The sequence below is a fragment of the Flectobacillus roseus genome (genome assembly GCF_030056595.1).
GTDB lineage: Bacteria > Bacteroidota > Bacteroidia > Cytophagales > Spirosomataceae > Flectobacillus > Flectobacillus roseus.
On the sequence record NZ_JASHIF010000002.1, the window covers coordinates 450,080 to 472,534 of the forward strand.

Annotated in this window: 33 protein-coding genes and 1 CRISPR repeat array (1 of these 34 running past the window's edge); of the genes, 32 read left to right on the top strand and 1 reads right to left on the bottom strand. The window is 36.6% G+C overall.

Annotated elements, in window-relative coordinates:
- Nucleotides 1-759: a CRISPR direct-repeat array (repeat unit 30 nt; unit sequence ATTTGAATCGAACCACAGAGGAATTGAAAC) (it extends 2,184 nt beyond the left edge of the window).
- 315 nt (nt 760-1,074) lie between these two features.
- Nucleotides 1,075-2,622, top strand: coding sequence for an ATP-dependent nuclease (locus QM524_RS02030; protein ID WP_283343250.1), 1,548 nt, complete (start codon nt 1,075-1,077; stop codon nt 2,620-2,622).
- A gap of 54 nt (nt 2,623-2,676) precedes the next feature.
- Here QM524_RS02030 and QM524_RS02035 read toward each other — a convergent pair whose 3' ends face one another.
- Complete coding sequence (locus QM524_RS02035; protein WP_283343251.1) at nt 2,677-2,841, bottom strand: hypothetical protein; 165 nt, start codon at nt 2,839-2,841, stop codon at nt 2,677-2,679.
- 146 nt (nt 2,842-2,987) lie between these two features.
- On the opposite strand from QM524_RS02035, the gene QM524_RS02040 reads away from it, so the two are divergent.
- From QM524_RS02040 to QM524_RS02190, 31 genes are all read left to right on the top strand, one after another.
- Entirely contained in the window at nt 2,988-4,082 is a 1,095-nt protein-coding gene (locus QM524_RS02040) for a hypothetical protein (protein ID WP_283343252.1), read from the top strand.
- Nucleotides 4,048-4,473, top strand: coding sequence for a hypothetical protein (locus tag QM524_RS02045; protein ID WP_283343253.1), 426 nt, complete (start codon nt 4,048-4,050; stop codon nt 4,471-4,473). Before QM524_RS02040 ends, QM524_RS02045 begins: the two co-directional genes overlap by 35 nt.
- A 2-nt stretch (nt 4,474-4,475) precedes the next feature.
- Nucleotides 4,476-5,111: a hypothetical protein gene (locus QM524_RS02050; protein WP_283343254.1), complete on the top strand. Its 636-nt coding sequence runs from the start codon at nt 4,476-4,478 to the stop codon at nt 5,109-5,111.
- Nucleotides 5,112-5,819 carry a hypothetical protein gene (locus QM524_RS02055; protein ID WP_283343255.1) on the top strand — a complete coding sequence of 236 codons (708 nt, stop codon included), beginning with the start codon at nt 5,112-5,114 and terminating at the stop codon, nt 5,817-5,819.
- A 7-nt stretch (nt 5,820-5,826) separates the two neighbouring features.
- Nucleotides 5,827-6,309 (top strand): hypothetical protein, encoded by a 483-nt coding sequence (locus QM524_RS02060; protein WP_283343256.1) that lies wholly within the window; start codon nt 5,827-5,829, stop codon nt 6,307-6,309.
- Nucleotides 6,310-6,490: 181 nt separating this feature from the next.
- On the top strand, nt 6,491-6,667 hold the full coding sequence (locus QM524_RS02065; RefSeq protein ID WP_283343257.1) for a hypothetical protein: 177 nt from the start codon (nt 6,491-6,493) through the stop codon (nt 6,665-6,667).
- 540 nt (nt 6,668-7,207) lie between these two features.
- Entirely contained in the window at nt 7,208-7,756 is a 549-nt protein-coding gene (locus QM524_RS02070) for a hypothetical protein (RefSeq protein ID WP_283343258.1), read from the top strand.
- 293 nt (nt 7,757-8,049) lie between these two features.
- Entirely contained in the window at nt 8,050-8,547 is a 498-nt protein-coding gene (locus QM524_RS02075; RefSeq protein ID WP_283343259.1) for a hypothetical protein, read from the top strand.
- 34 nt (nt 8,548-8,581) lie between these two features.
- Nucleotides 8,582-9,028, top strand: coding sequence for a hypothetical protein (locus QM524_RS02080; RefSeq protein ID WP_283343260.1), 447 nt, complete (start codon nt 8,582-8,584; stop codon nt 9,026-9,028).
- A 35-nt stretch (nt 9,029-9,063) separates the two neighbouring features.
- On the top strand, nt 9,064-9,615 hold the full coding sequence (locus QM524_RS02085) for a hypothetical protein (protein WP_283343261.1): 552 nt from the start codon (nt 9,064-9,066) through the stop codon (nt 9,613-9,615).
- Between the two features lie 57 nt (nt 9,616-9,672).
- On the top strand, nt 9,673-10,386 hold the full coding sequence (locus QM524_RS02090; RefSeq protein ID WP_283343262.1) for an SH3 domain-containing protein: 714 nt from the start codon (nt 9,673-9,675) through the stop codon (nt 10,384-10,386).
- Entirely contained in the window at nt 10,386-10,853 is a 468-nt protein-coding gene (locus QM524_RS02095; protein WP_283343263.1) for a hypothetical protein, read from the top strand. Before QM524_RS02090 ends, QM524_RS02095 begins: the two co-directional genes overlap by 1 nt.
- A gap of 3 nt (nt 10,854-10,856) precedes the next feature.
- On the top strand, nt 10,857-11,015 hold the full coding sequence (locus tag QM524_RS02100) for a hypothetical protein (RefSeq protein ID WP_176464459.1): 159 nt from the start codon (nt 10,857-10,859) through the stop codon (nt 11,013-11,015).
- 1 nt (nt 11,016) lies between these two features.
- Nucleotides 11,017-11,586: a transglycosylase SLT domain-containing protein gene (locus QM524_RS02105; protein WP_283343264.1), complete on the top strand. Its 570-nt coding sequence runs from the start codon at nt 11,017-11,019 to the stop codon at nt 11,584-11,586.
- On the top strand, nt 11,567-12,259 hold the full coding sequence (locus QM524_RS02110) for a lytic transglycosylase domain-containing protein (RefSeq protein WP_283343265.1): 693 nt from the start codon (nt 11,567-11,569) through the stop codon (nt 12,257-12,259). The genes QM524_RS02105 and QM524_RS02110 overlap by 20 nt, the downstream gene beginning before the upstream one ends.
- Before the next feature lie 25 nt (nt 12,260-12,284).
- Nucleotides 12,285-12,461: a hypothetical protein gene (locus QM524_RS02115; RefSeq protein ID WP_176464457.1), complete on the top strand. Its 177-nt coding sequence runs from the start codon at nt 12,285-12,287 to the stop codon at nt 12,459-12,461.
- A gap of 4 nt (nt 12,462-12,465) precedes the next feature.
- Nucleotides 12,466-12,789 (top strand): hypothetical protein, encoded by a 324-nt coding sequence (locus tag QM524_RS02120; RefSeq protein WP_095164489.1) that lies wholly within the window; start codon nt 12,466-12,468, stop codon nt 12,787-12,789.
- A gap of 1 nt (nt 12,790) precedes the next feature.
- Nucleotides 12,791-13,249 (top strand): hypothetical protein, encoded by a 459-nt coding sequence (locus QM524_RS02125; RefSeq protein WP_283343266.1) that lies wholly within the window; start codon nt 12,791-12,793, stop codon nt 13,247-13,249.
- A gap of 141 nt (nt 13,250-13,390) precedes the next feature.
- The gene (locus QM524_RS02130; protein WP_283343267.1) at nt 13,391-14,032 is read left to right on the top strand and encodes a hypothetical protein; all 642 of its coding nucleotides are present in this window, start codon (nt 13,391-13,393) and stop codon (nt 14,030-14,032) included.
- Complete coding sequence (locus QM524_RS02135) at nt 14,029-14,469, top strand: LPXTG cell wall anchor domain-containing protein (RefSeq protein WP_283343268.1); 441 nt, start codon at nt 14,029-14,031, stop codon at nt 14,467-14,469. The genes QM524_RS02130 and QM524_RS02135 overlap by 4 nt, the downstream gene beginning before the upstream one ends.
- A complete protein-coding gene (locus tag QM524_RS02140; protein ID WP_283343269.1) occupies nt 14,462-15,208 on the top strand; it encodes a hypothetical protein in 747 nt (248 codons plus the stop codon). Before QM524_RS02135 ends, QM524_RS02140 begins: the two co-directional genes overlap by 8 nt.
- Before the next feature lie 3 nt (nt 15,209-15,211).
- On the top strand, nt 15,212-15,445 hold the full coding sequence (locus QM524_RS02145) for a hypothetical protein (RefSeq protein ID WP_283343270.1): 234 nt from the start codon (nt 15,212-15,214) through the stop codon (nt 15,443-15,445).
- 58 nt (nt 15,446-15,503) lie between these two features.
- Nucleotides 15,504-16,052 carry a hypothetical protein gene (locus tag QM524_RS02150; RefSeq protein WP_283343271.1) on the top strand — a complete coding sequence of 183 codons (549 nt, stop codon included), beginning with the start codon at nt 15,504-15,506 and terminating at the stop codon, nt 16,050-16,052.
- Nucleotides 16,053-16,058: 6 nt separating this feature from the next.
- Nucleotides 16,059-17,858 (top strand): hypothetical protein, encoded by a 1,800-nt coding sequence (locus tag QM524_RS02155; protein WP_283343272.1) that lies wholly within the window; start codon nt 16,059-16,061, stop codon nt 17,856-17,858.
- A gap of 9 nt (nt 17,859-17,867) precedes the next feature.
- Entirely contained in the window at nt 17,868-18,233 is a 366-nt protein-coding gene (locus QM524_RS02160; protein WP_283343273.1) for a hypothetical protein, read from the top strand.
- Nucleotides 18,234-18,270: 37 nt separating this feature from the next.
- A complete protein-coding gene (locus QM524_RS02165; protein WP_283343274.1) occupies nt 18,271-18,546 on the top strand; it encodes a hypothetical protein in 276 nt (91 codons plus the stop codon).
- Between the two features lie 115 nt (nt 18,547-18,661).
- Nucleotides 18,662-18,877 carry a hypothetical protein gene (locus QM524_RS02170; RefSeq protein ID WP_283343275.1) on the top strand — a complete coding sequence of 72 codons (216 nt, stop codon included), beginning with the start codon at nt 18,662-18,664 and terminating at the stop codon, nt 18,875-18,877.
- The gene (locus QM524_RS02175) at nt 18,877-20,121 is read left to right on the top strand and encodes a hypothetical protein (RefSeq protein WP_283343276.1); all 1,245 of its coding nucleotides are present in this window, start codon (nt 18,877-18,879) and stop codon (nt 20,119-20,121) included. Before QM524_RS02170 ends, QM524_RS02175 begins: the two co-directional genes overlap by 1 nt.
- 99 nt (nt 20,122-20,220) lie before the next feature.
- Nucleotides 20,221-20,412: a hypothetical protein gene (locus QM524_RS02180; protein WP_283343277.1), complete on the top strand. Its 192-nt coding sequence runs from the start codon at nt 20,221-20,223 to the stop codon at nt 20,410-20,412.
- Nucleotides 20,413-20,636: 224 nt separating this feature from the next.
- Entirely contained in the window at nt 20,637-21,212 is a 576-nt protein-coding gene (locus tag QM524_RS02185; RefSeq protein ID WP_283343278.1) for a hypothetical protein, read from the top strand.
- Between the two features lie 385 nt (nt 21,213-21,597).
- Nucleotides 21,598-22,347, top strand: coding sequence for a hypothetical protein (locus QM524_RS02190; protein ID WP_283343279.1), 750 nt, complete (start codon nt 21,598-21,600; stop codon nt 22,345-22,347).
- Nucleotides 22,348-22,455: the final 108 nt, after the last annotated feature.

Sequence of the window (22,455 nt, forward strand, 5' to 3'; positions counted from 1 at the left end):
TTGAATCGAACCACACAGGAATTGAAACGTAGGTAAGGAATGTATATTTTTGGATTGCCCTAAAATTTGAATCGAACCACAGAGGAATTGAAACTCGATTATCAAGCAAGCAAAAACACCTTTTTGATAATTTGAATCGAACCACAGAGGAATTGAAACAAAACTGTTACGGTTTTTTTGTGAGAAATAGCGGTGATTTGAATCGAACCACAGAGGAATTGAAACGGAATTAAAAACGAGGCGCTATTAAATCTATTAGACATATTTGAATCGAACCACAGAGGAATTGAAACACGCCAAACTCATCAAATCCTAACTGGACTAACTTTCCGATTTGAATCGAACCACAGAGGAATTGAAACTCGGATAACATAGACACCTTATACTCACCTTTGCCGTATTTGAATCGAACCACAGAGGAATTGAAACTTTATAGGAAGCAGTTTTTTATTTTTCTGGAAAACAATTTGAATCGAACCACAGAGGAATTGAAACTTTTGATTTCGAGTTTAGAAAAAAAGCCTCACAAATTTGAATCGAACCACAGAGGAATTGAAACAAAACAAATATACTCAGCCCAAAGGCTCAGGACTTCGAATTTGAATCGAACCACAGAGGAATTGAAACTCCTTAAAGACAGGGTAAAAAGAATACAGGTTTTCTATTTGAATCGAACCACTGAGGAATTGAAACTTTGGTGAATATAGAAATAGCTTAGTACTACCTACTATTTGAATCGAACCACTGAGGAATTGAAACTTAGGAGGAACTCTTCCTGTGAATTCTACTTGACCAAATTAAAATCGTACTAATGAAGAATTGGAACTAGACTATGATTTGGTGTCAGAAATTTATAATAATAACAATCTAAGTAGAAGTAAAATAATAGGATTCTAAAGTATGCCAATATAGTAGATTTAACAATTTATCAACAGTTTGCGAGTTAATACGATGATAATTGAAATTGTTTTGGTTGTTTGCAGATGTCAAAAATTACAGCTTTAACGGAATCTAATGGAAAATTAAGCTAAATCATTTTTTAGTCAAATAAAGAATAATACTCATTTCAATATCATGATAGTATCAAAAATTAAATTAGATAATATCAGAGGATTTAAAGGTTCAACGTCTTTAGAGTTTTCTGAAAATATAAATGTTTTCTGTGGTTTAAATAATTCTGGAAAATCAACAATACTCGAATCAATTTCATGTATAGACACAAACGTATTTAACTCTAAAGATTTATACTTTTCAACCAGTAGTGGATCATACTCTATAAATATTCAATTAAATCAAAATGAATCTACTAAAAATTTAGGAGATAATTCCTCTCTGTCAAACCAAGAAATTAAATCTAAGACAATTAACATAGAATGTTTGATTGGTGGAATGCAAAATATTTATACAGAGGATAATGTCTCACCAAGTATGGGTATGAGAAACGGAGCAATTGCTGGTAAGCTTCGCTGTTTCTTTTCAGAGCGCAAACTACGAAAACTTCAAACAAATGTGGAGTATCAAAGAAAATTTGGAAATGACAATTTAATCGAATCATTAACAGATAAGATTGACAGAATTAGGTCAAATCCACATACTCCTGAACTAGCATTGTATTCTAAAATGTGTTTACAGATATTTGGTTATGAAATATTAACTGGATACATAGATGATAATAAAACTGTAGTAGTTCATGTAGACTCAAAGAATAGTATTCCAATTGTAAAAATGGGAGAAGGTGTTATCTCCTTGGCTATCTTGATTGTTGAATTGTGTTCTTGCAAGGGTGGAGTTTTTTTGATAGAAGAGCCAGAAAATGATATTCATCCACAAATGTTGAAAATACTTCTAAATCTTATAATCGAGTCTTCCAAATTAAATCAGTTTTTTATTTCAACTCATTCAAATATAGTTCTAAAGGTTTTGGGTTCAGAAGTGACTACCAGTATTTACAAAGTAAAATCTAAAAAAGTAGAAGATGGCGCTCCACATCACTATATTTCAACTATTCAGAAAATAAGTACTACCGACGAAAGAAAAATTTTACTAGAGGAGCTTGGTTATGAACTATTTGATTATGATTTGTGGGAAGGGTGGATATTTTTTGAAGAATATTCAGCTGAGGGTTTAATTAGAGATTATTTTATTCCATGGTATGTACCAAAACTTCACAACAAGATTAGAACTTTCTCTGCAAGAACTAGTAATCAGGTAGCTCCTAAATTCGATGAATTTAATAGATTGTTTGTTTACCTTCATCTAGAATTAGTTTATAAAAATAAAGTATGGGTCATAATTGATGGTGGTGATGAAGAGTTAAAAATAATAAATGAATTTAAAGATAAATACGTAAAACAAGGTTGGAATCCTGAACAGTTCCTACAATTAAAGAAGCATGATTTTGAAGAATACTATCCAGAAAAATTTGTAGAAAAATTTCGTTCTGAGATTTTACCCCTAAAAAACTCTAATAGTTCTAAACGAGACAAAAAGAAGGAATTGTTAGATGAAGTTAGAGAGTGGATAAAGAATGATGAAATTAACGCAAAGCTAGAATTCGAAAAATCAGCATTTGAAATAATTGAAGTTCTAAAAATAATTGAGACAGGATTTAGGGTAAAATAAATAACTAAGAGGTACGCAAGTGCCTCTTTTTTAGTTTAGAGAGAGTAAGTAAGATTAACAAGAAGTTGACACATTCCAGACCTCCATACAGTCAGCCAGAGTAACGTAGGCAAATCCCTTCGCTTTTTTGACAGCACATATTCTCTTCTGTGCATAATTTTTAGACCATCCCATTAGTTGAGCAATAATAGAGGAATTGACGATTGTAGAAGCACTCATATAATTTGTATGTTAAAGTTTGACAGTTCACAAAGTTATCATTTTTGAGTAAGGAGAAAAAGGATGAAAACAGGATAAATGAGGATATTTTAGGCTGTATGTTTTCATGCCTTGGATTTATGTTTTCATAAGGTGCTAATTTCATCATGAAAACAAAGATTTGGAGTATGAATGAAAACAAAGTAAATAGTTCTCGCACCGTTCAAGTTGGTTGCCGTGTGCGTCCAGAGGTATCCGAATGGCTGAAAACATCTGGCAACATTAGTGATTTCGTGAATGAAATCATTGAAGACCGTTATGAAAACAAAGTGATTAAGGTCAATGAAAACATGATTGTTCTAAAATTGAACGATGGTGAAATCATAGACGTGAAAACATTGCTCAATGAAAACCCTGAGTATGAAAACATTGAAAACATCGCCAAAATGGCACTTTCAAAGCACGTTTTCAATGTTTTGACTTACGGATTAGATGAAAACGACGAACGTTTGCTCACTCCTGAGAGAGAGGCACAAGCAAGGGCACAGCATCAGGAACTTTTGGATGGTCAATTGAAATCACTACAGGATGAAAACATTCAATTGTTTAATGAAAACAGAAAGCTTCAGAATGAAATCAATGTTTTCATGAATCGTGAAAACGTTGAAAACATCTCTGAAAACATTGAAAACAATCCTGTTTTCATCAATCTACAGAATGAAAACAAAAGGCTTCAGGACGAAATCAATGTTTTCATAAATCGTGAAAACGTTGAAAACATCTCTGAAAACATAGAAAACAATCCTGTTTTCATGAAGCTTAAGGATGAAAACGTTAAATTGATAAAAGCGAATGAACGTCTTGCAATCAAAAACATTGAAGACAACCCAATTTTCATTAACATTAGTCATGAAAACCAAAGGCTTAAGGATGAAATCAATGTTTTCATGAATCGTGAAAACGTTGAAAACACCTTTGAAAACATTGAAAAAAATCCTGTTTTCATAAAAATATGGGATGAAAACAGAGCTTTGAAGTCTGAAAACGCTCGGTTGAAAACAGAGGACTTGGATACTGTCTTAGCTGAAATCACACGATTTAAACTAGCTAATCAGGCAGGTTTGGATAATATGGTCAACAAAGCCCATGATTTCATGAAAAAGTATTCCGTGAAAACAGTTAGCACCGAGAAATTGAAAAATTACTACATCGAAGCTTTTGAAAACTATGAAGCAAATACTGGCAACAGTGACCCTAGATGATAATGAAAACATTGTAAGTTATCATAGTCATGGGGCAATGACCTACGAAGAATTCCAAGTGTTTTCAGACGATGCCTTGGCACTCATGGCAAAACGAAAAGCCTATGAAAACGCTGTTTTCAACAATGAAATCAAACTAGACTTGATTGGTGGCTACCTAAGCCGAACAGGATGTTTTCGTGAAAATGGGATGATTGATTTTGAACCTGCCTTACGTCCAGTTTTCGAAAAGTTTATCATCGAGTGGGAAGGTAGGAAAACATTGATTGGACAAATGAAAACATTTATTTCAAATAAGAGAAAGCAGGTGTTTTCATTTTTCGTAAACCTTGGATTATCTAAGGCAACTACCTATTTCGCAAAGAAAGGAATCAACCACGTAAAATCGTAGCTATGAGTTTTGCAGACGAATTAAGAAAAATAAATGAGGGATTAAGAACGGGAAATAGTATTCTCACCTCACTGAATTCTACCCCTGAAAGAGTAGCAGAACCTCCTGCACCTTCCGTGTCAGAGGGTATTTTTGAGAACCCTTTTAAGCCACCCACACAGATTCTTACACCTCAATACGTGCCAGTGATTGAAAACTCTATTTTGGAGGGCAACGCTGAACTTGAAACAGAGTTAATCTTCAGCTACGTAAAAACGGGTACGGGTGTACTACGAAATGTCGTGGCAGAGATGGCGACCGAAAGTGGAGATGAAAAGCTTGTTGAAGATTTTGAATCAGGAAAGATTCAAATGAGCGATGAGGTAAAGTCAGCACAGAAAAGAGTCGAGCAAAAGAAAAACATCTTAGCCGATGAAGGACTGGAGGATACTGATGTGATTCGAAAGTTTGTGAAAACAGTCATTTTGGAAGACCTCAAAAAGAAAGCTCGTGAAGGAAAATACCGATTGCCTTCAAAATCTTGCATGATTAGAGATTTGGTCATTATGATGAGTTCAAGCCTTATCGCTCACCATCCAGAAGCTTTATCCAATTTCACTGTAAAGGTATTTCGTAAAATTAAAGAAAAAATCACCTAGATGAATCAGAAGGGAAATGTTTGGGGCTTCTTTGGTACTAGAAACACAGGTAAAACCCATGAAGCCCTAGAATTATCATTAGACTTTCGAGTCGGTGCATATCGTAAAAATCCCAAACGGATTATCGTTTACGACCACTCCAATAATAGTTCGTACAGTGACATCACCAAGGTGATTCAAATGGAAGATTTGCAGAAAACTTTACCTAAAGATGCGGTCGTAAAAATCCAAAGTGATGACTATGACAAGTTTTCTCACTTCTGTTCGAATTATGTCAAAAATGCCGTAGTGATTTACGATGATGCAGGGAGTTTCTTTGGCTCTGGTGCAATGACCAAGGCGCAAAAACAGCTATTGAAAACACCCAAAAACAACGGTCTGGAATTGCTACTACAGTTTCACTATTTTGGAGGTACAGAGGTTTCACCCGATTTGCTCAAGATGATGAATATGTTGGTTCTCAAAGAGACCAGTGATGATTTCAACGATCTTCCAAATAAGGTACAACCACGCAAAGAAATTGGCTATTTGTTGTTTGATATTGCGAAAGAAAACACGAAGCGACCAGAAAACCAGAAATGGACTACACGCTATTTTGACAAAGAAGAATATCGGGTCGGCATTCGCAATGAAAACACAGTAGAATGGCTCAATGGAAAAGAGTATTTTCCATTTGCCAAACAAAAATTAGAGTTCAATCCTAAATAACACCTATATGAGTGCATTTCAAGACGAAGATGAAAGCTGGAACTACGGCTTTATCTCCAAAATCATCGTAGTAGTTTTTGCTTTTTTTGGAATATTCATCCTGTTGTCAACCTTGATTTTTGACCGTATTAAGCGAAAACGTGATGAAAACAAGCATGAAAACGTCAATGAAAACATTCTTGAAAACATCCAAAACGTTGCACAGAGCCATGAAAACATCAATCAGGAGTCCCAAGGTCATACGATTGGATTTGTACTCATGAAATCATGTGAGAAACGGGATGTTTTCTTATCTCAAGTAGAAATTGACGAAGGCATTCTGGATTTAGTCGTTGAAGAAAACTTTGATAAACCCTTTGAGGAATTTGAAAACATGGATGTTTTCAGGCTTGCCAGTATCATTCAAAAGGATAAAAGTATTTACGATGAGCTTGATATTGATTCAAAACACGCCATCCTTGAATTAGCAAGGAATTACGATGAAAACTAAGAAGATTCTACCCAACAAGTCACCACCTGCAAAGAGTTTTGGAGACGAAAAAACAAAATCATAAATTGAAAACACCATGCTAAACCTATTGCTCATTCTTTTTGTAGTCCTTTCTCTAGGGTATATAGTTTGCCAATTGGCAGAAAGAAAGGACTCTCGTTCACATCTAATCAACTCAAGTATGTTTAGAAATCCCTATGCCCTCTCACCAGACCACAACACAGAGCAATCTACCATGCAGCACTATTGTAACCGTCGGGGTCTAGAGCTCAATGAAGCCCGATACGGAAATGGAGGCTTAACCAGAGACGAAGTTTCCAAACTTGATTATGGATTTACGCCTATTTTAAAATCATAAAAAGAGTACCTATCCACTATGATTAGTTTTCAACCCTCAACGCTCACAGATATTTGTAAGAGTTTGAACATAACGACTGGCTCAGAAAAGAACATCCGAGCAGATGTTCCATACCTAATCTCATGCTTGAGGGTTGAAGCTCATTGTGAGAACTTAAAAAAATTAGGCTTTGACCCAATGAATCCTACTCTTCGTAAAAAGCTCCCCTATCCTGCGATACACTACATATATTCTAAAGTATTCATGCTATTGTAGGCTACCCTATTCTAGTAATCGAGATAATGGCTTGGTTGAAATCTTGTGAATAATTATACTAAAACATTAGTAAAGTTTTACTAGTTGTTCGATTACTTTTCGCTAGACAGTTTCCCTTAAATGCGATGATAGTATTTATATAATGATTTAGACGTACAATTTAGCTAAAGCCTTTATTATTTGAAAAGTGAATCATTTACCGAATAATAAATTGGGTAAGTTTTTACAACAATAAAATAACTTTTTTTGCATTTTTATTTTGTAAAAACTTAACCTTTCACATTTATGAAAAACCCATTGTTAGTAATCGCATTTATTTTCAATTTCTACTATTTTTCAACATTTAAAGTGGAAAGTGAGCTTACTCCTCAAAATTATGTATATCGTAAATCTTCGCCTAAGGTATCCAACGATGTGCGATCCGTTCAAGAAACGCAATATGTTTACTATGCCAAAGATGTGGTAGTATTTGGTTATATGTTGTATAATCCAAGTTCTGGCATGCTTGAAGGGGGATTGCCTAATCATGGACCTGAAAATTTTAGCATTGAGTTGTATAATATTGAAAATGGTAGATACATGGTTTCTTTAGAGGGAGCATCAGACACATTTGTTGATAATATACAAATTTATAAAAATATTAAAGAGCAGACAGAACCACCTATGGTATTGAGGACTGCAACATTCCCAAAAACTGGTCGTGAAATCCTTACTATGGACTTAGGTTCTGTTGACCTAATTAGGGGTGATGTCTTAACTATTCATGCTTTAAGAAATGGTCGTGGTACTATTTTACCTAAAGTACGTTCTGTGAAATTGAGAAAGATCAGATAGTACATTATGGCTGTTGTTTTTGCGTTAGAATCGCAGAAACAACAGCCATAATTATTAGAAATAGTAAGATTTTATGTTAACCTATGAGATTTTGACATCTAAAATATTTTTCAATAGATTTATATCTTTATTTTAATAATTCATTTCCTTGCTTCTCATGCTTCAATACGGTAATAAACACCATCGATACGGAATTACACTTCATTAGGACTATTCAACTCCGCTCAAACATTTTTAAGGTTTATCTTTGTACTGTTCATTTGAAAAAACAAATCAATTTTAAACCTATTTTTATGGAAAATGTAAACCTATCTCCATCGGGGGAAAGTGCTTCAGACACCACCAAATCCTTAAAGTACCATCTGGAAAACACTAAAGGTGACTGCAAAGTATGCCTTATCGGTGGTTTAGCTTCTAAAAACCTTTTGGTAGGTAAGGTACTTACCGATGGGGCTTTTAAAGCTGTTGAAGGTGATTCTGAAATTACAGCTACAGCCTTGGGAGAATCTATCCAACATACCTTGGATTATGATTTAGCCTATCCTCCAATGATTCACGGTGTTCGAATCAGAGTCAAATCCAATTTCAACCAACTCAAGCAAGTTGAACAACCACTCATTATTGAAACTGTTGACCGCTTCAAAAAGGCTCAACGTGTGGAGATTGAAGCCGTACACGAAAAAGGAGGCTCTTTCATCTATCCAGTGAATCAAACGATGACTCCAGACAAGGCAATGTATTTGAAATTGCTTTCGTCTATTGAAGTCGAAATCGAAGTGGTTTACGCTTAATTGCCCAATTATTCACCTATTAACGATTAAGATAATGGTTTTCGCAAAACAGTATCAAAATCAAGACACTGTTGCTAGTGTCAACTACAATGATGGGGTGGCTCGTACTATCAAAATTGTTCGAAAGAATGGCTTGTATGTAGCCCTATTGTTTGCCAGTAACCTAGCCAACAAACTTGTACCCGTAGGCAGAGAGTATTTTACTCACTCCACTATTGTCGGTAAGGTTACTTATCTCAATGGCTTTACCTCTGGTGACTTAAGCAAATTAGCCAGTGACTCCGAGTTAATTGCAGTAGGGTTAAAATCCAACGCAACCGCAATGGAATACACTCAATTCAACTCGACCGAGTTTGATGCTACGGGTTATATCGAGCCACAAGCTCAATTGCAGGATCCCAATTTGATTAAAGTGATTGCCTATGCTAAAAGACTGGCTAACATTTTAGAAAACAACAACATCGCAGTTCCTGCACTCTAAAAATTCAATTTCAACAATTTAATTCTAAACCTATAATGGCAACAGCTTCATTAATTAACATTCACGCTTCAGGTTCAGTGAAGCAAGGCGAAGTACTATTTGCAATTGATTTCGGTGACAGCTCAATTTGGACTTACGCTTTAGTCGATTTCAATGGTACTAAAGTAGCATTCGCAAAGCATAGCTCAAACAACATATGGGCACCTTTGACACAGGAGATGATTGCAAGCTCTGGTTGGTTGAATGATTCAGCAATCAAAGATTTCATCAACCAAATCAAAGTATATGCACTCAACCAAGTTGCAGCAGTTGGTAAGGCTTACACTACCGAAGGAGGCAAAGAAATCGGTATCTACGCCGATGGTAAAGGTAATATCTCTTCAACCCCAGTAACCGAGAAAACCACAGAGGATACTTTGAAAGAACTCTTTAATGGTTCGAGTCCTAAAGGCGGTTCAGAAACTGGCTCAGACCCTGCAACCCCATTCTACAAAAAGCCAGTTAACTGGTTGATTTTTGCGGGTACTCTTATTTTAGGTTACCTTGGCTATAAAGCCTTAACTTCAAAAGACGAAGACGAAGATTAATCAAACCTTGGAAGGACTCTGTAAAAGATAGAGTCCTTCTATTTACACAAAATCAGTATGGCAATTGATATAAAGAGTGTGCGTATAGGAATGTCCGTCAAGACGGCATCACCCAATTACGGATACGTAAAATTGTATGATGGTGCTGATTGGGATGAAGATTCTCCTACGAAAATTGACTTTGGTGATGTAGTCAGCAAAATGAATAATGGACTGCAACTAGGTATTATTCAAGATGTATTTGAAGATTCAAAATTGGCATTGGTACAGTTGTACAAGCCCATTCTCTATATGCTTAAATACCGTGCAAATGTCATTGTTCCGTTATCAGATATTTCAACCATCTCGACACCAACAGTCGTTTCAGGCACTAAAAACTACTACTGTACAGGTGATTCAGTACGAATTCGAAACGGTGCGAGTTTGACTGCTACTATCAAAAACCAAGTCAACAAAGGTGATTTGATTGGTCAGAGTGACGGCAAAGTAACAAACGGCTTCTTAAAGTTCAATTTAGCACTCGGTGGTGTTGGTTATGTATCAGCTCAGTACTGTTCTTTAGTTAAACCAAGTCCAACGGTACAAGTAGTCAAAAAATCGGTACAGAAAACCACTTCAACAGGAGAAACTAAAACAGTAGAAGTATCCAGTGTTTCAACGGGTGAGGGATGGTCAGTAAAAGAGCTTATTATCAAGGGAGCAATTACAGCAGTAGTCGGTTTTGTAACCGTTAAACTATTGAGTGGAATCTTTAAAAGGGGAGGTAATTAGTGAAAGGAGCTTTAAAATCAGCCGTAGATGGCATCGGTACTGGAATTAAATTCCTTACTGCATCAAGGTTCTTTTGGTATGTATTGTTTGCCTTTATTGCCTATTTAGGGTATCAGAGACTAACGAAACCCAAAGAAGAAACCTATCTCGAATTACCCTTGCCAGACTCAGGAAGTGGAATTCCCAAAGGTTGGAATCCAAACCCATTAGTAGAAGAATTCCACGCCTATTTTGATAGTTGGTTTGGTAATTCGGATGACTTGCGAGATTCCTACATTAAAGCTTTGTCTTTGACCGATGACCAATTTCATACTATGGTGCAAACCTACAACGCCAAATATGGCAAGAAGGATTCGGCTACCTTATGGACACGTGTCACCAGTTGGAAAAAGATTCTTTTCTCATGGAGTGGAGACCAACAGCAACGCATGGAGAATCGTATGATTACCTTAAAACTCAATTATTAAACTATGAATAACCAATCTGGAATTTTAGGGAATCTAGGTACTGTAGGCGCAAACATCAACGTACAATTTGACACAGCAAGCACCTTGAAATTAGGTGCTACGGCGCTAGGTTCAGGGATTTTGTTGATTGTGTTCGCAAGACTAATTTCCCGTTGGATTTAATATGGAAATACTACCTTTCGAATGGCTGACGTTTAGAAATCCCTTTGGGTTTATCTCGAAAGTTCGAGAGGTGTCAGCCAAACTACAAATCAAACCTGAATGGCTCATGCTAGTGATTTGGGTTGAATCAAGATTCGATTCACAAGCAACGAATAAAAGTAGCAATGCCTTCGGACTCATTCAGTGCTTACCATCGACACTTGCAAGGTTAGGTTACACATTGGATCAGGTAAAAGGCAAATATGGAGAGTGGCAATTAGAACATTTAGTATTGCCTTATCTCAAACCCTACGTGGGGAAAATGAATTGTGCCTACGATGTGTATTTAGCTGTTTTCAGTCCTGTTTGTTTAGGCAAAAGTGATGGCTATGTCATAGCCTTGGAACACGAAAAAGCGTATCGTGGCAACAAAGTACTCGATACAGTTTATGGTGACCACGATGGTAAATTAGAGGTAATTGATGTCAAATGCTTTTTTAAGCAATCAGTTACCAAGGCAATCAAATTGCACAAAAAAGACCGTAAATACGCTAGTAAAATACCTATATTCTATGAGCCTCGTCTATATTGAGAAAATCCCTTCATCACTACGCACTGCATTTGAAAACACAGTCAGAGCGATATGTGATGACTTAGGAATAGCCAATCCAGACTGGCTCATGATAGTAATGTGGGCTGAATCAAGACTGAATCCACAAGCAAAGAACCCAAGCAGTACCGCAACGGGTTTGATTCAGTTCCTAGAGGCAACCGCACGATCCATCGGCACTACAACGGCTGCACTGGCAAAGATGAATCATGTACAACAGTTGCCCTATGTCAAAGCCTATTTACAACAAGCTATCAAAAGCAGAGGAGTACCCAAGGATGCTTATCAATTGTATTTCTTGGTTCATTTTCCCTCTGCTTTCGGTAAATCAGATACAACGGTTCTATACCGTGCAGGTTCGTCTGCATACAGTGCCAATCCGCTCGACTACAACAAAGATTCAGTGGTCACAGTGGCAGAAGTAAAAATATTCCTACAGAAGGCTTGTCCAGTCGGCTACGACATAAACAATTTGGAAAAGAAAGGGTCGCTTAGTTCCCAAACTGGCAAGCTTCTTTTGTGGGTATTAGGAATCTCATTCTTTGCATTAACAGGCTATTTCATGTACAAGCCCGATTCATGGGAATCATTCAAAGAATGGATTAAGGATTTTATCAAACATTCCATTCGAGGAGTACGACATGAATTTAGCTAGGACAATTTTATACACCGACTCAGATATGCTACTTGAAATCCCGTTTTTGGGTTTTATTATGCACGATTTCTCAGACTTAGCCCAAGGAGGCTTTTTCCTACTTTCAGCGGTATATGTTTACTGGAAGATAAAAAATGAAAAGCTCAAGCACCAAAAAATCAAGGAAGGAGAACACCTCAATGAAGAACCATCAGACGACTAAACCGATGAACGATAAAGAAGAATTGAGACAGGAGATTCTGCAGTTAAAAATGTTGATGGAAAAGCAAGCCCAACAAAATCAGAATCCCCAACAGGTTGCCGACAAAAATGGACTCCAGAAGTTCTTTCAAGTAGCCTTACAAAACCCTAAAACTACTGTGGCAGGTTTAGGCGTTTTAGTGCTTCAGCTCGTAAAAGTATTTATGCCAGAAATGGCAGAAAAGGTTGAGATGACCTCAAAACTTTTAGAAGGTTACATTGGAGTTCAAGCCTTGGACGCTTCAGCTAAACCAAAGCCAGAAGCTCACCAAGAAGAAATGTTAGGATAGTATGTTTTTGATTGCATTCAAAGATTATCGCCACGACAACGAAATTACCGACAAGGTAATGAAGGTATTTCTAAGGTCAGAAATCATCCACTGTGAGTTGATTTTTTCAGATGGAAAAGTTGCTTCATCCGATATGTATAGAGGCGTAGGGATTTATGAAGAGGATAAAAACCGCAACCACGATTTTTGGGAGTACTACGAAATTCCGTGGTTCTACGAAACAGAGGCACGAAAATACGTAGCACGTAAATACGGAAAACCGTATAACTGGGCAGGAATCTTTGGCAGTATGCTGTATCCTGTAGGCTTGTCTAATGATGGTTTTTGCTGTGCTGACTTGTGTTATGTTGCACTTTGTAAATCAGGAATGGATTTACCACACCATGACCCTGAGAGTGTTTCACCCGATGATTTGAGAATAATGATTCAGAAGATTTGTAAACGTTATTACCCAAAATAAAACTATGTATCTCACACTTGTTCGTATCTGTTCTTTTGTAGTGGGCTTGACTATTGCACTTTTCTACATAAGTGGTACAATACTCAACTTTATCCAACTACGAAAAGAAAAGGAGTTGCGAAAATTAAACAAATATGAATAATGGCTAAACTTACTATTGGCGAATTATTGCTCACCAACAAGGAAAATATCTACGCTTATGCAGCCAAATTACCAACGGGTCAAAAGTATGACTTTATGGCAAATGACGAACCTATTTGGATTCTCAATTCAGAAAGTTGTATTCCTGACCCCGATGTAAAACTTCATGCTTATGTGGGTGATGCTTTGAATGCTCCCGAACAGAAAATCATGAAAATGTGGACAAGGAAATTCAGCTACGTTGGTACATACACAGGGCGAACAGAGATTGTTTCAGGCGTAGTATTCCACCAAGTTGAAGGCTCTCTTTACGTCTATAACCCTTATGTGAACAAAGACTCATTTTTGAAAAATGCGCTCTACTGGGTAAAAGCTTCAGAGGTGTTGGGAGATAATGAATACAAGGAATTATCTCTGAACAATGCAGAAATGGAGAAACAGAAAAACCAAGCTAATTCAGATAACCCTGAAGCACCTACGAATCAAAAAGGCGTAGGCGGTTCAGGAACAGGTGGTAGTGGTGATTCAAATGACTCAGGTCAATCTAGTAAAACAGGCTTAATCATTGGCATTGCGTTATTGGTTGTTGGTATTGGTGTTGCAGTATGGGCTTATTTGAGAGGCAGAAAGGAGGAAGCATGAAAAAGAAGGTAGATGCCTCACAAGGCATGAATACATCGTCTGAAAGCCAGACTACAACGCCTCAAAACCAGAAGACCAAGGCAGGACAGGCTATTTCGTCCATCTGGACAGGAATCAAGAATATCTTTACAGGAAAAACAGCCTCACCTGTGACCGCCACAGGCACAACCCTTGAAGTAAAAGACAATCAAGGGAATGTGGTAGCTAGTAAGAATACCAACACCAATTGGGGCGGTATTTTGGCAGGTGTGGGACTTTTGTTTACCTCCGTCTTTCCAAATGCCATCGACACAGGAACGACTAACACTCAACCAGACCCAAGTGTTCAACAGAAGCAATTAGAGCGAACAGGGCAAAACGTAGTAATAGTTATAGTACTCGGAGCGGTGGCATTGATTGGCGGTTTGATTTACGCATTCAGAAAGAAAGATGATTAAGATTGCCGTAATATCCAATGTAAAAGAGATTCAGGGAGATGGGCTTGAAAAGATGGTGAATGCTATCAACAAGCAACTCTCCCTACATTTTGCGCCAGTGTGGGCTGTAGAATCTCAAGCGGTAGTTTTCCAAGATGTAAAGACCGCAAAAAGCCTTGGTTATTATCCAGTTACCATCCAATACGAAATTGACGAACCTAACTTGGGAGGCTATCACGCCGTTGGAGATGATGGCATACCGTACGGATTAGTCAAATACTCCTCTCGAACCTCTTATGTTCTCAGTCATGAGGTTATGGAAATTGTCCATAATCCTTTCCTGAAAAAGTTCAGAAAGACAACTGGCTACAAAGAGAATGAAGATGATCCATTATTTGTCGAAGAAGTAGCAGACGCAACCGATGGGAAAGGATATTTGATTGATGGCTTTGAAGTCTCGAATTTTATTACTCCAGACTGGTTTAATAAAACCCATCAAGAAGGCATCAAATATGACTACCTAGGTCTTTTGAGTCGTCCAAGGGAACTCTACGAAGGTGGTTATATCAGTTGGATGAATGTTAGAGGTGAGTACTGGCAAGCCGTTTTAACCAAAGGAAAGCTACTTTACCGAAAGCTTACAGGACAAACAGTAGCAAGCCAGACGAAGGATAATCCAATGGTTTATGTATTAGGATTCTTAGGGCTTTGCGCTCTTTATTTAGTTTATCTTATCATCAAAAAGTCTAAACCTATTTAATCTATGGCAAAAAAAGTAACATCAAAGGCAAAACCTGAGGGCAAAATTATCGAATTTAAGCCCGAAAAAAAGAAAACTAAGCCCAACTATACTCCAAGCCAGAAAAAGGCTCAGGAGAAGGTCAAAAAGGTCAATTTACTGGCAGTTGAAGAAATTTATAATGCAGGTAAAGCGGGAAAGAAATCTCCCACATGGGGGGAAGCACTTCGCAAAGCCTCCAAGAAAGTCTACAAATAACCAATTCTAAACCTATCAAGAAGCCTTGTCCAAAGATTGGGCAAGGCTATTTTTTATCATGAGAAAAAAGATGATTTATGTTTTAATACTGGTGCTATTGATTTTGACAGCGATTGCACTAGCCTTCAAAAAAGTCTTTGAGCGGTTAGATGAAAAGGTTGAAAGCACGGACATGAATACAGCACCTGCACAGGCATCTATTTTGTACGTTCCAACATCATCAAATGATTCAACCCTTCAGGCAAAGATTTCAGAGCTTGAAAACTTGACCGAAATCGCTTTGACGGCAGGGGAAAACATTGGTTTTGGCAAAGTGGTAGCGATTCAAAACGGAACCGTTTACTTGTTTGACCCAACGGATGAAGATATGTACAATCTAGCTATTGGAATTGCCAAAACAAGCGCCGTTTCAGGCAACTTGATTCGTGTAGCCTTAGCAGGGAAGATAAGCGGATTTACAGGCTTAGAACCCAATAAAACCTATTATGCAACAATGGCAGGCGGAATGTCTATTGATGACCCTGAGAGCGGAATGCTTCGAAGCGTCGGAATAGCATTAAGCTCCTCTGAATTGTTGATTGACTTTTCACAAAAGATATTACTGTAGCAACCTATGGATTTAATAAGATTTCTTGGTGGGAAATACCAAGTTGTAAAAACGGGTTCAGAGGCTTTTCTAAATGAGATGAAATCAGGTCTGAAAATTGATTTCATGGAAAAGCTACAAAGTGGATTTAAGGTAGACGAGCTAAGAGAGCTATCAAATCTTCAAACAACCCTTTTCAAAACCTTTTATTGCAATGAAGAAGGCAAAGAAGGTGTTTTTAGAGTCTCCCAAGATGCCTCTAATCTCTTTGACAATGTTGGTATGAGGATAATAACCTCTGCGGGTCTTGCTCTGGATAGAGTTTTTGACTATGAAGTGAAAGCAGAATGGTTTGGAGCTAAGGGGGATGGTATTCACGATGATGCTGAGGCTATCAATAGTGCCTTGTTTTATTCACGTGGGAAGGTTTTACTAGATGATAAAGTCTATTTTATTGGCTCTAATCTTTACATCCCTCAGTATAAAACTCTTTCAGGAATTGACTGGAGTCAGGATGATTTTAATGTAGGTAGTACTCTTCTATTGGCAGATAATGTGAGTATCATAGAGAATGAAAAATCCACCATTTGTGATTTAAGTATTCGCTACAGAGACCAAGATTATAAAAATCCCAAGTTTTATACCAACCCAACAGTTCAACTAAAAACACTCTGTACAATTCGCAACATCAATATTATTGGTTCAAGTGGATTTGTGAAGGCTATAGCTAATGTGGAAAAAGTGAAAATTAGTAACATTTTTGGATGTGTTTATCAAAACATTATTGATATTGAGAGTTGTACAGATATTCCATACATCAGTGATATACATTTCAACCCCAATTCACTTAGAGGATTTATTAGTGAGTTTGATATTGTTACATTCGTTGTTCCTATTTTATGTGAAAACTTAACAGCATTTAAGTTTGGTCATGTAGATGACAACAAGATGAACAATATTTTTGTCTACGCCTGTAAGAGATATGTTCATACCTATATACCAGAAGGTTCTACTGAGTACTCTTCGGGAGACTTCCAGATTACAAACTTTGGGGTAGATATTTGTCATGAGGCTTTTCTTTTTGAAAGAACAATGAGTGCTTTCGGGATAAGTATATCCAATGGATTTGCAACGCCACTTTATTACATTGAGGGACAAGAACAAGCGTTGGTGAAGTTGAAAGGTAATCATATCAATGGTACGATAATAAAGCTTGATAACGTAAATTGCCTTGGATACATACCTACCAATCATCCAAAGTATCCATTTTGGCGTGGAGTGAATTATTATTTTCACAATGAATCTATAGGTACAAGCAATCACATCTTAGTATCTAACAGTGTATTCAATAATTCTGCCTCAGGGAAGCTTGCTAGAGGATTCGATACTGCGGTCAACTGTAGCGTATGTTACGTTAACTGTGTTAATCCTAAAAACGTCGGAGAAGGTTTTCAGCCAATTGGTCTAAGTCAAGATGATAACACTGGAAATGTAAGGAGGCTCTACAAATTGATAAAACCAACAAATTTCAAAAGTAACTGGATCAATAAAGGTGGTACAGCAACACCACTCACCGTCTGGAAGGATGTGGATGGTAATACGAATATTGTTGGGACGTTGGACGGTACTAGTGCGGTGGATGGTAATATTATTCAACTCCCTAGTGAGTATGTACCACTAAACAACTATTACTCGGACTATCAAATATTGTGTGGGACAAGTTTAGGCGTATTGAGAATCTATGGAGATGGGAACATGGTTTTAATCAACGGTGTGGTTCAAACAACTATCAACCTTGGGCACATAGTACTCTGTAGGATGAAATAGACAAGTTAAATGCTTAATAACCTACACATCCCCATCAAACTACCCCTGTGGAAGCTGAGGCTTTTGCAGGGGATAGTTATTTTGCTTGTTTGTTCTACGCTCTATTTGACTATTGGCAGTCGTTCCACTGAAAAGTTGGAAGGACAAAAGATAGAAATTAATAAGAGAATTCAGGAAAGAGAAGTTGAACGTACCACCATGCAGAAAATAGCCTACGAGGCTTTTAAAAATGGACTTTCTAACACTGAAAAAACACAGGAAAAGCACCTACAAGATGAAAAAGATATTAAGGTTATCATTGTTTCTATACCTGATTCTACCGTTGAAAAGCTTTTCGAAAAGCACTACGGACAGCTCCAACCAATCAACAGGTAAACTCTACCAAATTACAGCTATCCAACTACGAAATATCGTGTCTGATAGAATGAGGTATGATTCGCTTTTAGTTCGATACAATGAACTATTACTAAACCATATCAACTATCAAAAAGGCATAGAGGCAAGCCAAAAGGCATTTGAACTCAGTGACCAGAATACCAAGGATTTTATCAGAGTGGCTGAAATAGACAACAAAGTCATTCGAAGAAAGAAGCTTCAAGTTGTCTGGCAGAAAGTAAAAGCACCTGTTTTGGGCATGGCTCTTTTCTACTTGGGGAATAGGTCTGTAAGTTGGGGAATCTCTTTTTGATAGCAAAAAAAAGGCAGCTTTTCATCTGCAGATAACAGGCGCTCAAAATTTCGATAGCAATATCAAAGACCAGGAAAAAAGATATCAGCTCTAAACCTAAAAAATTGATAGCAAAATGTACACCGTAAGACGTAGTGAAGTCGTAAGACTAGAAAAGTTGAATCAGGAAGATTCAGCAAAAGAACCAATAACCGTTTCAGAAGATGCTACACCTGTTGACTCTATGTATCAGGGCTTTTTTGTGTATGCCTCACCAGCCTTGATATTTATTGAAAATGTAGTTTTCCTTTACCTGATGTATAAATTCATCCAATGGCTAATTAAAAAATAATGAAACTAATCTCACCTGTTAATAAACAACCATTCCAGAGGAATGTACAAGATAAAGCTACCATTTTGGTAGAAGGATTGATTGAGAAGGGTAACAAACAAGTTACCCTTTCGGCGATTCCACTCAAGGGAGGCATCTCAAAAACATTGACCACAACGGTAGAAAATGCCAATTTTTCTATTCCTTTCACTCTAACTAAAGGTTACTACACTTTGTCGGTTTCCAACGATTCTGAATCAGTCAGTGTAATTGTTGCCATTGGTGACATTTTTGGCATAAAAGGACACAGTTTCACGGAGGGCTTAGGTACAAAGTACTGTAAAGATGAAAGGGTTATTATACCTGCTTCACGTTTTGCAGATATGACCGACACTACACTTTATCAGAAAACAGGCTTTATCTCGATGACGGAGTTTTCGGCAAGTACCGCCACAGATTATACCTCGGTTGAAGACCATATCAACTTTGCCATTAATCGTGGTATTTGGGGAAGATTAGGGGATTTATTGGTAGCTCAAAATGATTGTCCTGTGGCATTTTACCATGCAGGCTTTGGGGGTTCTACCTTGGAGCAATGGGCAAAGTCAGCCCGATTCGAAAACTTTGAGCATTCATTTGTCAATTCATCCAAACGAATGCCGATTATCAAACTTCTCAATACCCTTAAATACCTTGTACCAAGGACGGGAATTCGTGGGATTTTGAGCATTCATGGAGACAATGATAAATTTATTACCAATGACCCAGAGGTAGTAGCCGATGAATACAAAACCATTATCGAAACGGCTCGTAATGAATCAAATCTTCCAAGTCTTCATTTTGTCCTTGCCCCATCGGTCACAGACTACCAAGAACACCTTGGTATCATTGACGGAACAATTAAAGCCGTTGTAGAAGGTACAAATATCTCAATAGGCCCCGATATTTATCTGTACGACAATTCCCTAAGGCTAGAAGATAAACTTCATTTGAATGAAAAAGGAGAACAAAAAGCAGCAGAGGACTTTGCAAAAGTTTTGGGTAGTACATATCTAAGCAAGGCACAACCATTTACCATAAATAATAGCCTAAATGAACCTACAAATTTGGTTGTATCATCATCCTCAACAGTTGACGAAAAGCCTATTACAACAACAGAAAAGGACTCAGATAAAGCAACCAAAATCCTATTAGGTATCCTAGCTTTTGTTGTGACATTTACCTTTATAAAACTTTTGATAGCAAAAATTCAAAACTCGAGTTGAAAAGCCTGGTGAATTTTGGCAAAAATGATAGCAAAAAACAAAGCACTGTTGTGTGGCCACACCATGCTCAGGGAAAACACCTTAAAAATTTGATAGCAAATGCAAGCAATTACATCATTACTCGGTTCATTATTTGGTAGCGACTCCGATGCTACCGACGCAGAAGTACAACAAAGACTCGCTAATTTAGAACAAACCACAGCCAAACAAAAGGTTACTAACCTGATTTTGTTAGGATTGGTTTTTATATTTGGGATTGTGACAGTGGTAAGTGCCGTTCGGAAAAAGTAAGGTCAGTTGCGGTGGTTTTAATAAACCTTGACAGGAATGTGTTTTGCATTTTTGTCAAGGTTTTTTTTCTGTTAATATACATAAGGTAAATTACGTATATTGATTTTGGATCATAAAGTTGAAATACACTTTTAATAGTCTCAATTCTTATTTTTTGGTTGTAATGTGGTTCTGAAAATTAAGTATATTGCTGTTATATTTTGTATTATAAACTATTAATAACTATGGAAAAGAAAGAAGAGAAATCAATTCTTGCAAAAACAATCCGAAGTGAATCGTTTGTTGAAAAGATTATTTTATTGTTTGCAACAGCAATTATATCAGGTTTTTTAATACCCTATGTAACCAACGAGATACAAAGGACAAGATTAAAAAATGAAATCATTCTGCAAGCACAAAGTAAACTCTTGGATGATGCTTCAAAAACTTTAATCACTTACGAAACATTATTGGCTGATATTAGCTGGTTCAAAACATCAGTGGCTTATGATACCGCAAGGCATCAAAAAGCCTTTGAGAAATATTCTGAGGACGCTGTAAGTTTATTATCACAATGGAGAGTTGAATCTTTAAAAGCAAGGAATCTCACTTCACCAAAAATTAGTGCAGACTTAGATAGTTTTCAAATGAAAATGTTTAGATTACAGGACACCCCAATGAATCAACTTCATAAAAATAATGGTTCAGTTACTGAATGGGAAAAGCAACATATCATCAATATCAAGATGTTGACAGAAGCTAACAGTTTAGTAATTCAACTCGCAAAAGATATGAATATTACAAAAAACAGCATAGAGTAGCCTAAAATAGAAATACGATTCTTGTCCGATTATTCCTGAAATCAACCACTTATTCTAAAGCCGTTTATTTTAAGTAACTAAATTCTATTAAATCACCTCAAAAAGAAAAAATCATGTTTAGAAAATCATTATTAATTGGACTACTGTTTGTATTTACTGTAACAACTGGAGTTGAAGTATCTGCTCAGAGAGGACACTATAAAAATGGTAGAGGAAGTTCTGAAAGTATAAGAATCCAAGTACAGGAAACCATTATAGAAAGCGTCATTAAATGCAGTAGTTGATTGCCAACTTTCTCTATAAAACGTCCTATTAATGGATGAAGATATATTGCATTATATATTCAATTCTATAAATTTAATAATTCTAAAACCCCAAATATTGAATGAAGATTTCTACAACATGTTCAAGATGTTCAATAGAAGCATACGAGCAACAATCTCTGAATATTAATATTGAAGGTCATGTTTCAATTGAAGAAAATGACTTGTATTTTTTTAGATGTTCTAAGGGGCACGTTAATCTTTTAGAAATTCAAGCATTCAAATTTGAACTACTTTATGAATCTGGATTGTGCGCCATAAAATCGGATTATTATCTAGAATCCGTATTGTCATTAACAGCATCCGTTGAACGCTTTTATGAATTTTTCATCAAAATTGTTCTTTCTTCTGAAAAAATAGAAAAATCCATTATTGAAAAAATGTACAAAGAAATGTCAAGACAATCCGAACGTCAAATTGGAGCTTTTCTGGCTTTGTATGTAATGGCTTTCAAAGAACCTCCTTCCATATTAAACCAAAAAGCAGTAGAGTTTCGCAATAGTGTAGTGCATAAAGGTTATTTTCCAACTAAAGAAGAGGTGTTGAGATATGCTAAAGATGTTTTTGAATTAATACAAAAATTGTACGTAATACTTAGAAAAAAATTCGAAACAGAGATTGGAGAACAAATTTCTTTGGAACAACAAGAAAGAAGAGAAAAAAACAAAGACAAAATTGAAGAGAATAACGTAAATATAACACTTCTGGCTCCTCCTTTTGCTTTATCTCATATACTTGAGCTTAGTGCTTTTGAGAAAAAGACGTTTGAAGAATCTTTTGATTTAGTCATGAGCCAAGATTTCTATCACTAAAACAAATACATTTATCTTACTAAATACAGTAGCAAATCATAATATAATTTCTACAGTAAGGGAAACAACAAACGTAATTTCTATCTATCCGAAAATATAATCTTTATA

Excerpts from the sequence above, each read along its gene's own strand:
- QM524_RS02030 (WP_283343250.1), top strand. The coding sequence starts at position 1,075 with ATGATAGTATCAAAAATTAAATTAGATAATATCAGAGGATTTAAAGGT.
- QM524_RS02035 (WP_283343251.1), bottom strand. The coding sequence starts at position 2,841 with ATGAGTGCTTCTACAATCGTCAATTCCTCTATTATTGCTCAACTAATG.
- QM524_RS02040 (WP_283343252.1), top strand. The coding sequence starts at position 2,988 with ATGAAAACAAAGATTTGGAGTATGAATGAAAACAAAGTAAATAGTTCT.
- QM524_RS02045 (WP_283343253.1), top strand. The coding sequence starts at position 4,048 with ATGAAGCAAATACTGGCAACAGTGACCCTAGATGATAATGAAAACATT.
- QM524_RS02050 (WP_283343254.1), top strand. The coding sequence starts at position 4,476 with ATGAGTTTTGCAGACGAATTAAGAAAAATAAATGAGGGATTAAGAACG.
- QM524_RS02055 (WP_283343255.1), top strand. The coding sequence starts at position 5,112 with ATGAATCAGAAGGGAAATGTTTGGGGCTTCTTTGGTACTAGAAACACA.
- QM524_RS02060 (WP_283343256.1), top strand. The coding sequence starts at position 5,827 with ATGAGTGCATTTCAAGACGAAGATGAAAGCTGGAACTACGGCTTTATC.
- QM524_RS02065 (WP_283343257.1), top strand. The coding sequence starts at position 6,491 with ATGTTTAGAAATCCCTATGCCCTCTCACCAGACCACAACACAGAGCAA.
- QM524_RS02070 (WP_283343258.1), top strand. The coding sequence starts at position 7,208 with ATGAAAAACCCATTGTTAGTAATCGCATTTATTTTCAATTTCTACTAT.
- QM524_RS02075 (WP_283343259.1), top strand. The coding sequence starts at position 8,050 with ATGGAAAATGTAAACCTATCTCCATCGGGGGAAAGTGCTTCAGACACC.
- QM524_RS02080 (WP_283343260.1), top strand. The coding sequence starts at position 8,582 with ATGGTTTTCGCAAAACAGTATCAAAATCAAGACACTGTTGCTAGTGTC.
- QM524_RS02085 (WP_283343261.1), top strand. The coding sequence starts at position 9,064 with ATGGCAACAGCTTCATTAATTAACATTCACGCTTCAGGTTCAGTGAAG.
- QM524_RS02090 (WP_283343262.1), top strand. The coding sequence starts at position 9,673 with ATGGCAATTGATATAAAGAGTGTGCGTATAGGAATGTCCGTCAAGACG.
- QM524_RS02100 (WP_176464459.1), top strand. The coding sequence starts at position 10,857 with ATGAATAACCAATCTGGAATTTTAGGGAATCTAGGTACTGTAGGCGCA.
- QM524_RS02105 (WP_283343264.1), top strand. The coding sequence starts at position 11,017 with ATGGAAATACTACCTTTCGAATGGCTGACGTTTAGAAATCCCTTTGGG.
- QM524_RS02110 (WP_283343265.1), top strand. The coding sequence starts at position 11,567 with ATGAGCCTCGTCTATATTGAGAAAATCCCTTCATCACTACGCACTGCA.
- QM524_RS02115 (WP_176464457.1), top strand. The coding sequence starts at position 12,285 with ATGCTACTTGAAATCCCGTTTTTGGGTTTTATTATGCACGATTTCTCA.
- QM524_RS02120 (WP_095164489.1), top strand. The coding sequence starts at position 12,466 with ATGAACGATAAAGAAGAATTGAGACAGGAGATTCTGCAGTTAAAAATG.
- QM524_RS02125 (WP_283343266.1), top strand. The coding sequence starts at position 12,791 with ATGTTTTTGATTGCATTCAAAGATTATCGCCACGACAACGAAATTACC.
- QM524_RS02130 (WP_283343267.1), top strand. The coding sequence starts at position 13,391 with ATGGCTAAACTTACTATTGGCGAATTATTGCTCACCAACAAGGAAAAT.
- QM524_RS02135 (WP_283343268.1), top strand. The coding sequence starts at position 14,029 with ATGAAAAAGAAGGTAGATGCCTCACAAGGCATGAATACATCGTCTGAA.
- QM524_RS02140 (WP_283343269.1), top strand. The coding sequence starts at position 14,462 with ATGATTAAGATTGCCGTAATATCCAATGTAAAAGAGATTCAGGGAGAT.
- QM524_RS02145 (WP_283343270.1), top strand. The coding sequence starts at position 15,212 with ATGGCAAAAAAAGTAACATCAAAGGCAAAACCTGAGGGCAAAATTATC.
- QM524_RS02150 (WP_283343271.1), top strand. The coding sequence starts at position 15,504 with ATGAGAAAAAAGATGATTTATGTTTTAATACTGGTGCTATTGATTTTG.
- QM524_RS02155 (WP_283343272.1), top strand. The coding sequence starts at position 16,059 with ATGGATTTAATAAGATTTCTTGGTGGGAAATACCAAGTTGTAAAAACG.
- QM524_RS02160 (WP_283343273.1), top strand. The coding sequence starts at position 17,868 with ATGCTTAATAACCTACACATCCCCATCAAACTACCCCTGTGGAAGCTG.
- QM524_RS02170 (WP_283343275.1), top strand. The coding sequence starts at position 18,662 with ATGTACACCGTAAGACGTAGTGAAGTCGTAAGACTAGAAAAGTTGAAT.
- QM524_RS02175 (WP_283343276.1), top strand. The coding sequence starts at position 18,877 with ATGAAACTAATCTCACCTGTTAATAAACAACCATTCCAGAGGAATGTA.
- QM524_RS02180 (WP_283343277.1), top strand. The coding sequence starts at position 20,221 with ATGCAAGCAATTACATCATTACTCGGTTCATTATTTGGTAGCGACTCC.
- QM524_RS02185 (WP_283343278.1), top strand. The coding sequence starts at position 20,637 with ATGGAAAAGAAAGAAGAGAAATCAATTCTTGCAAAAACAATCCGAAGT.
- QM524_RS02190 (WP_283343279.1), top strand. The coding sequence starts at position 21,598 with ATGAAGATTTCTACAACATGTTCAAGATGTTCAATAGAAGCATACGAG.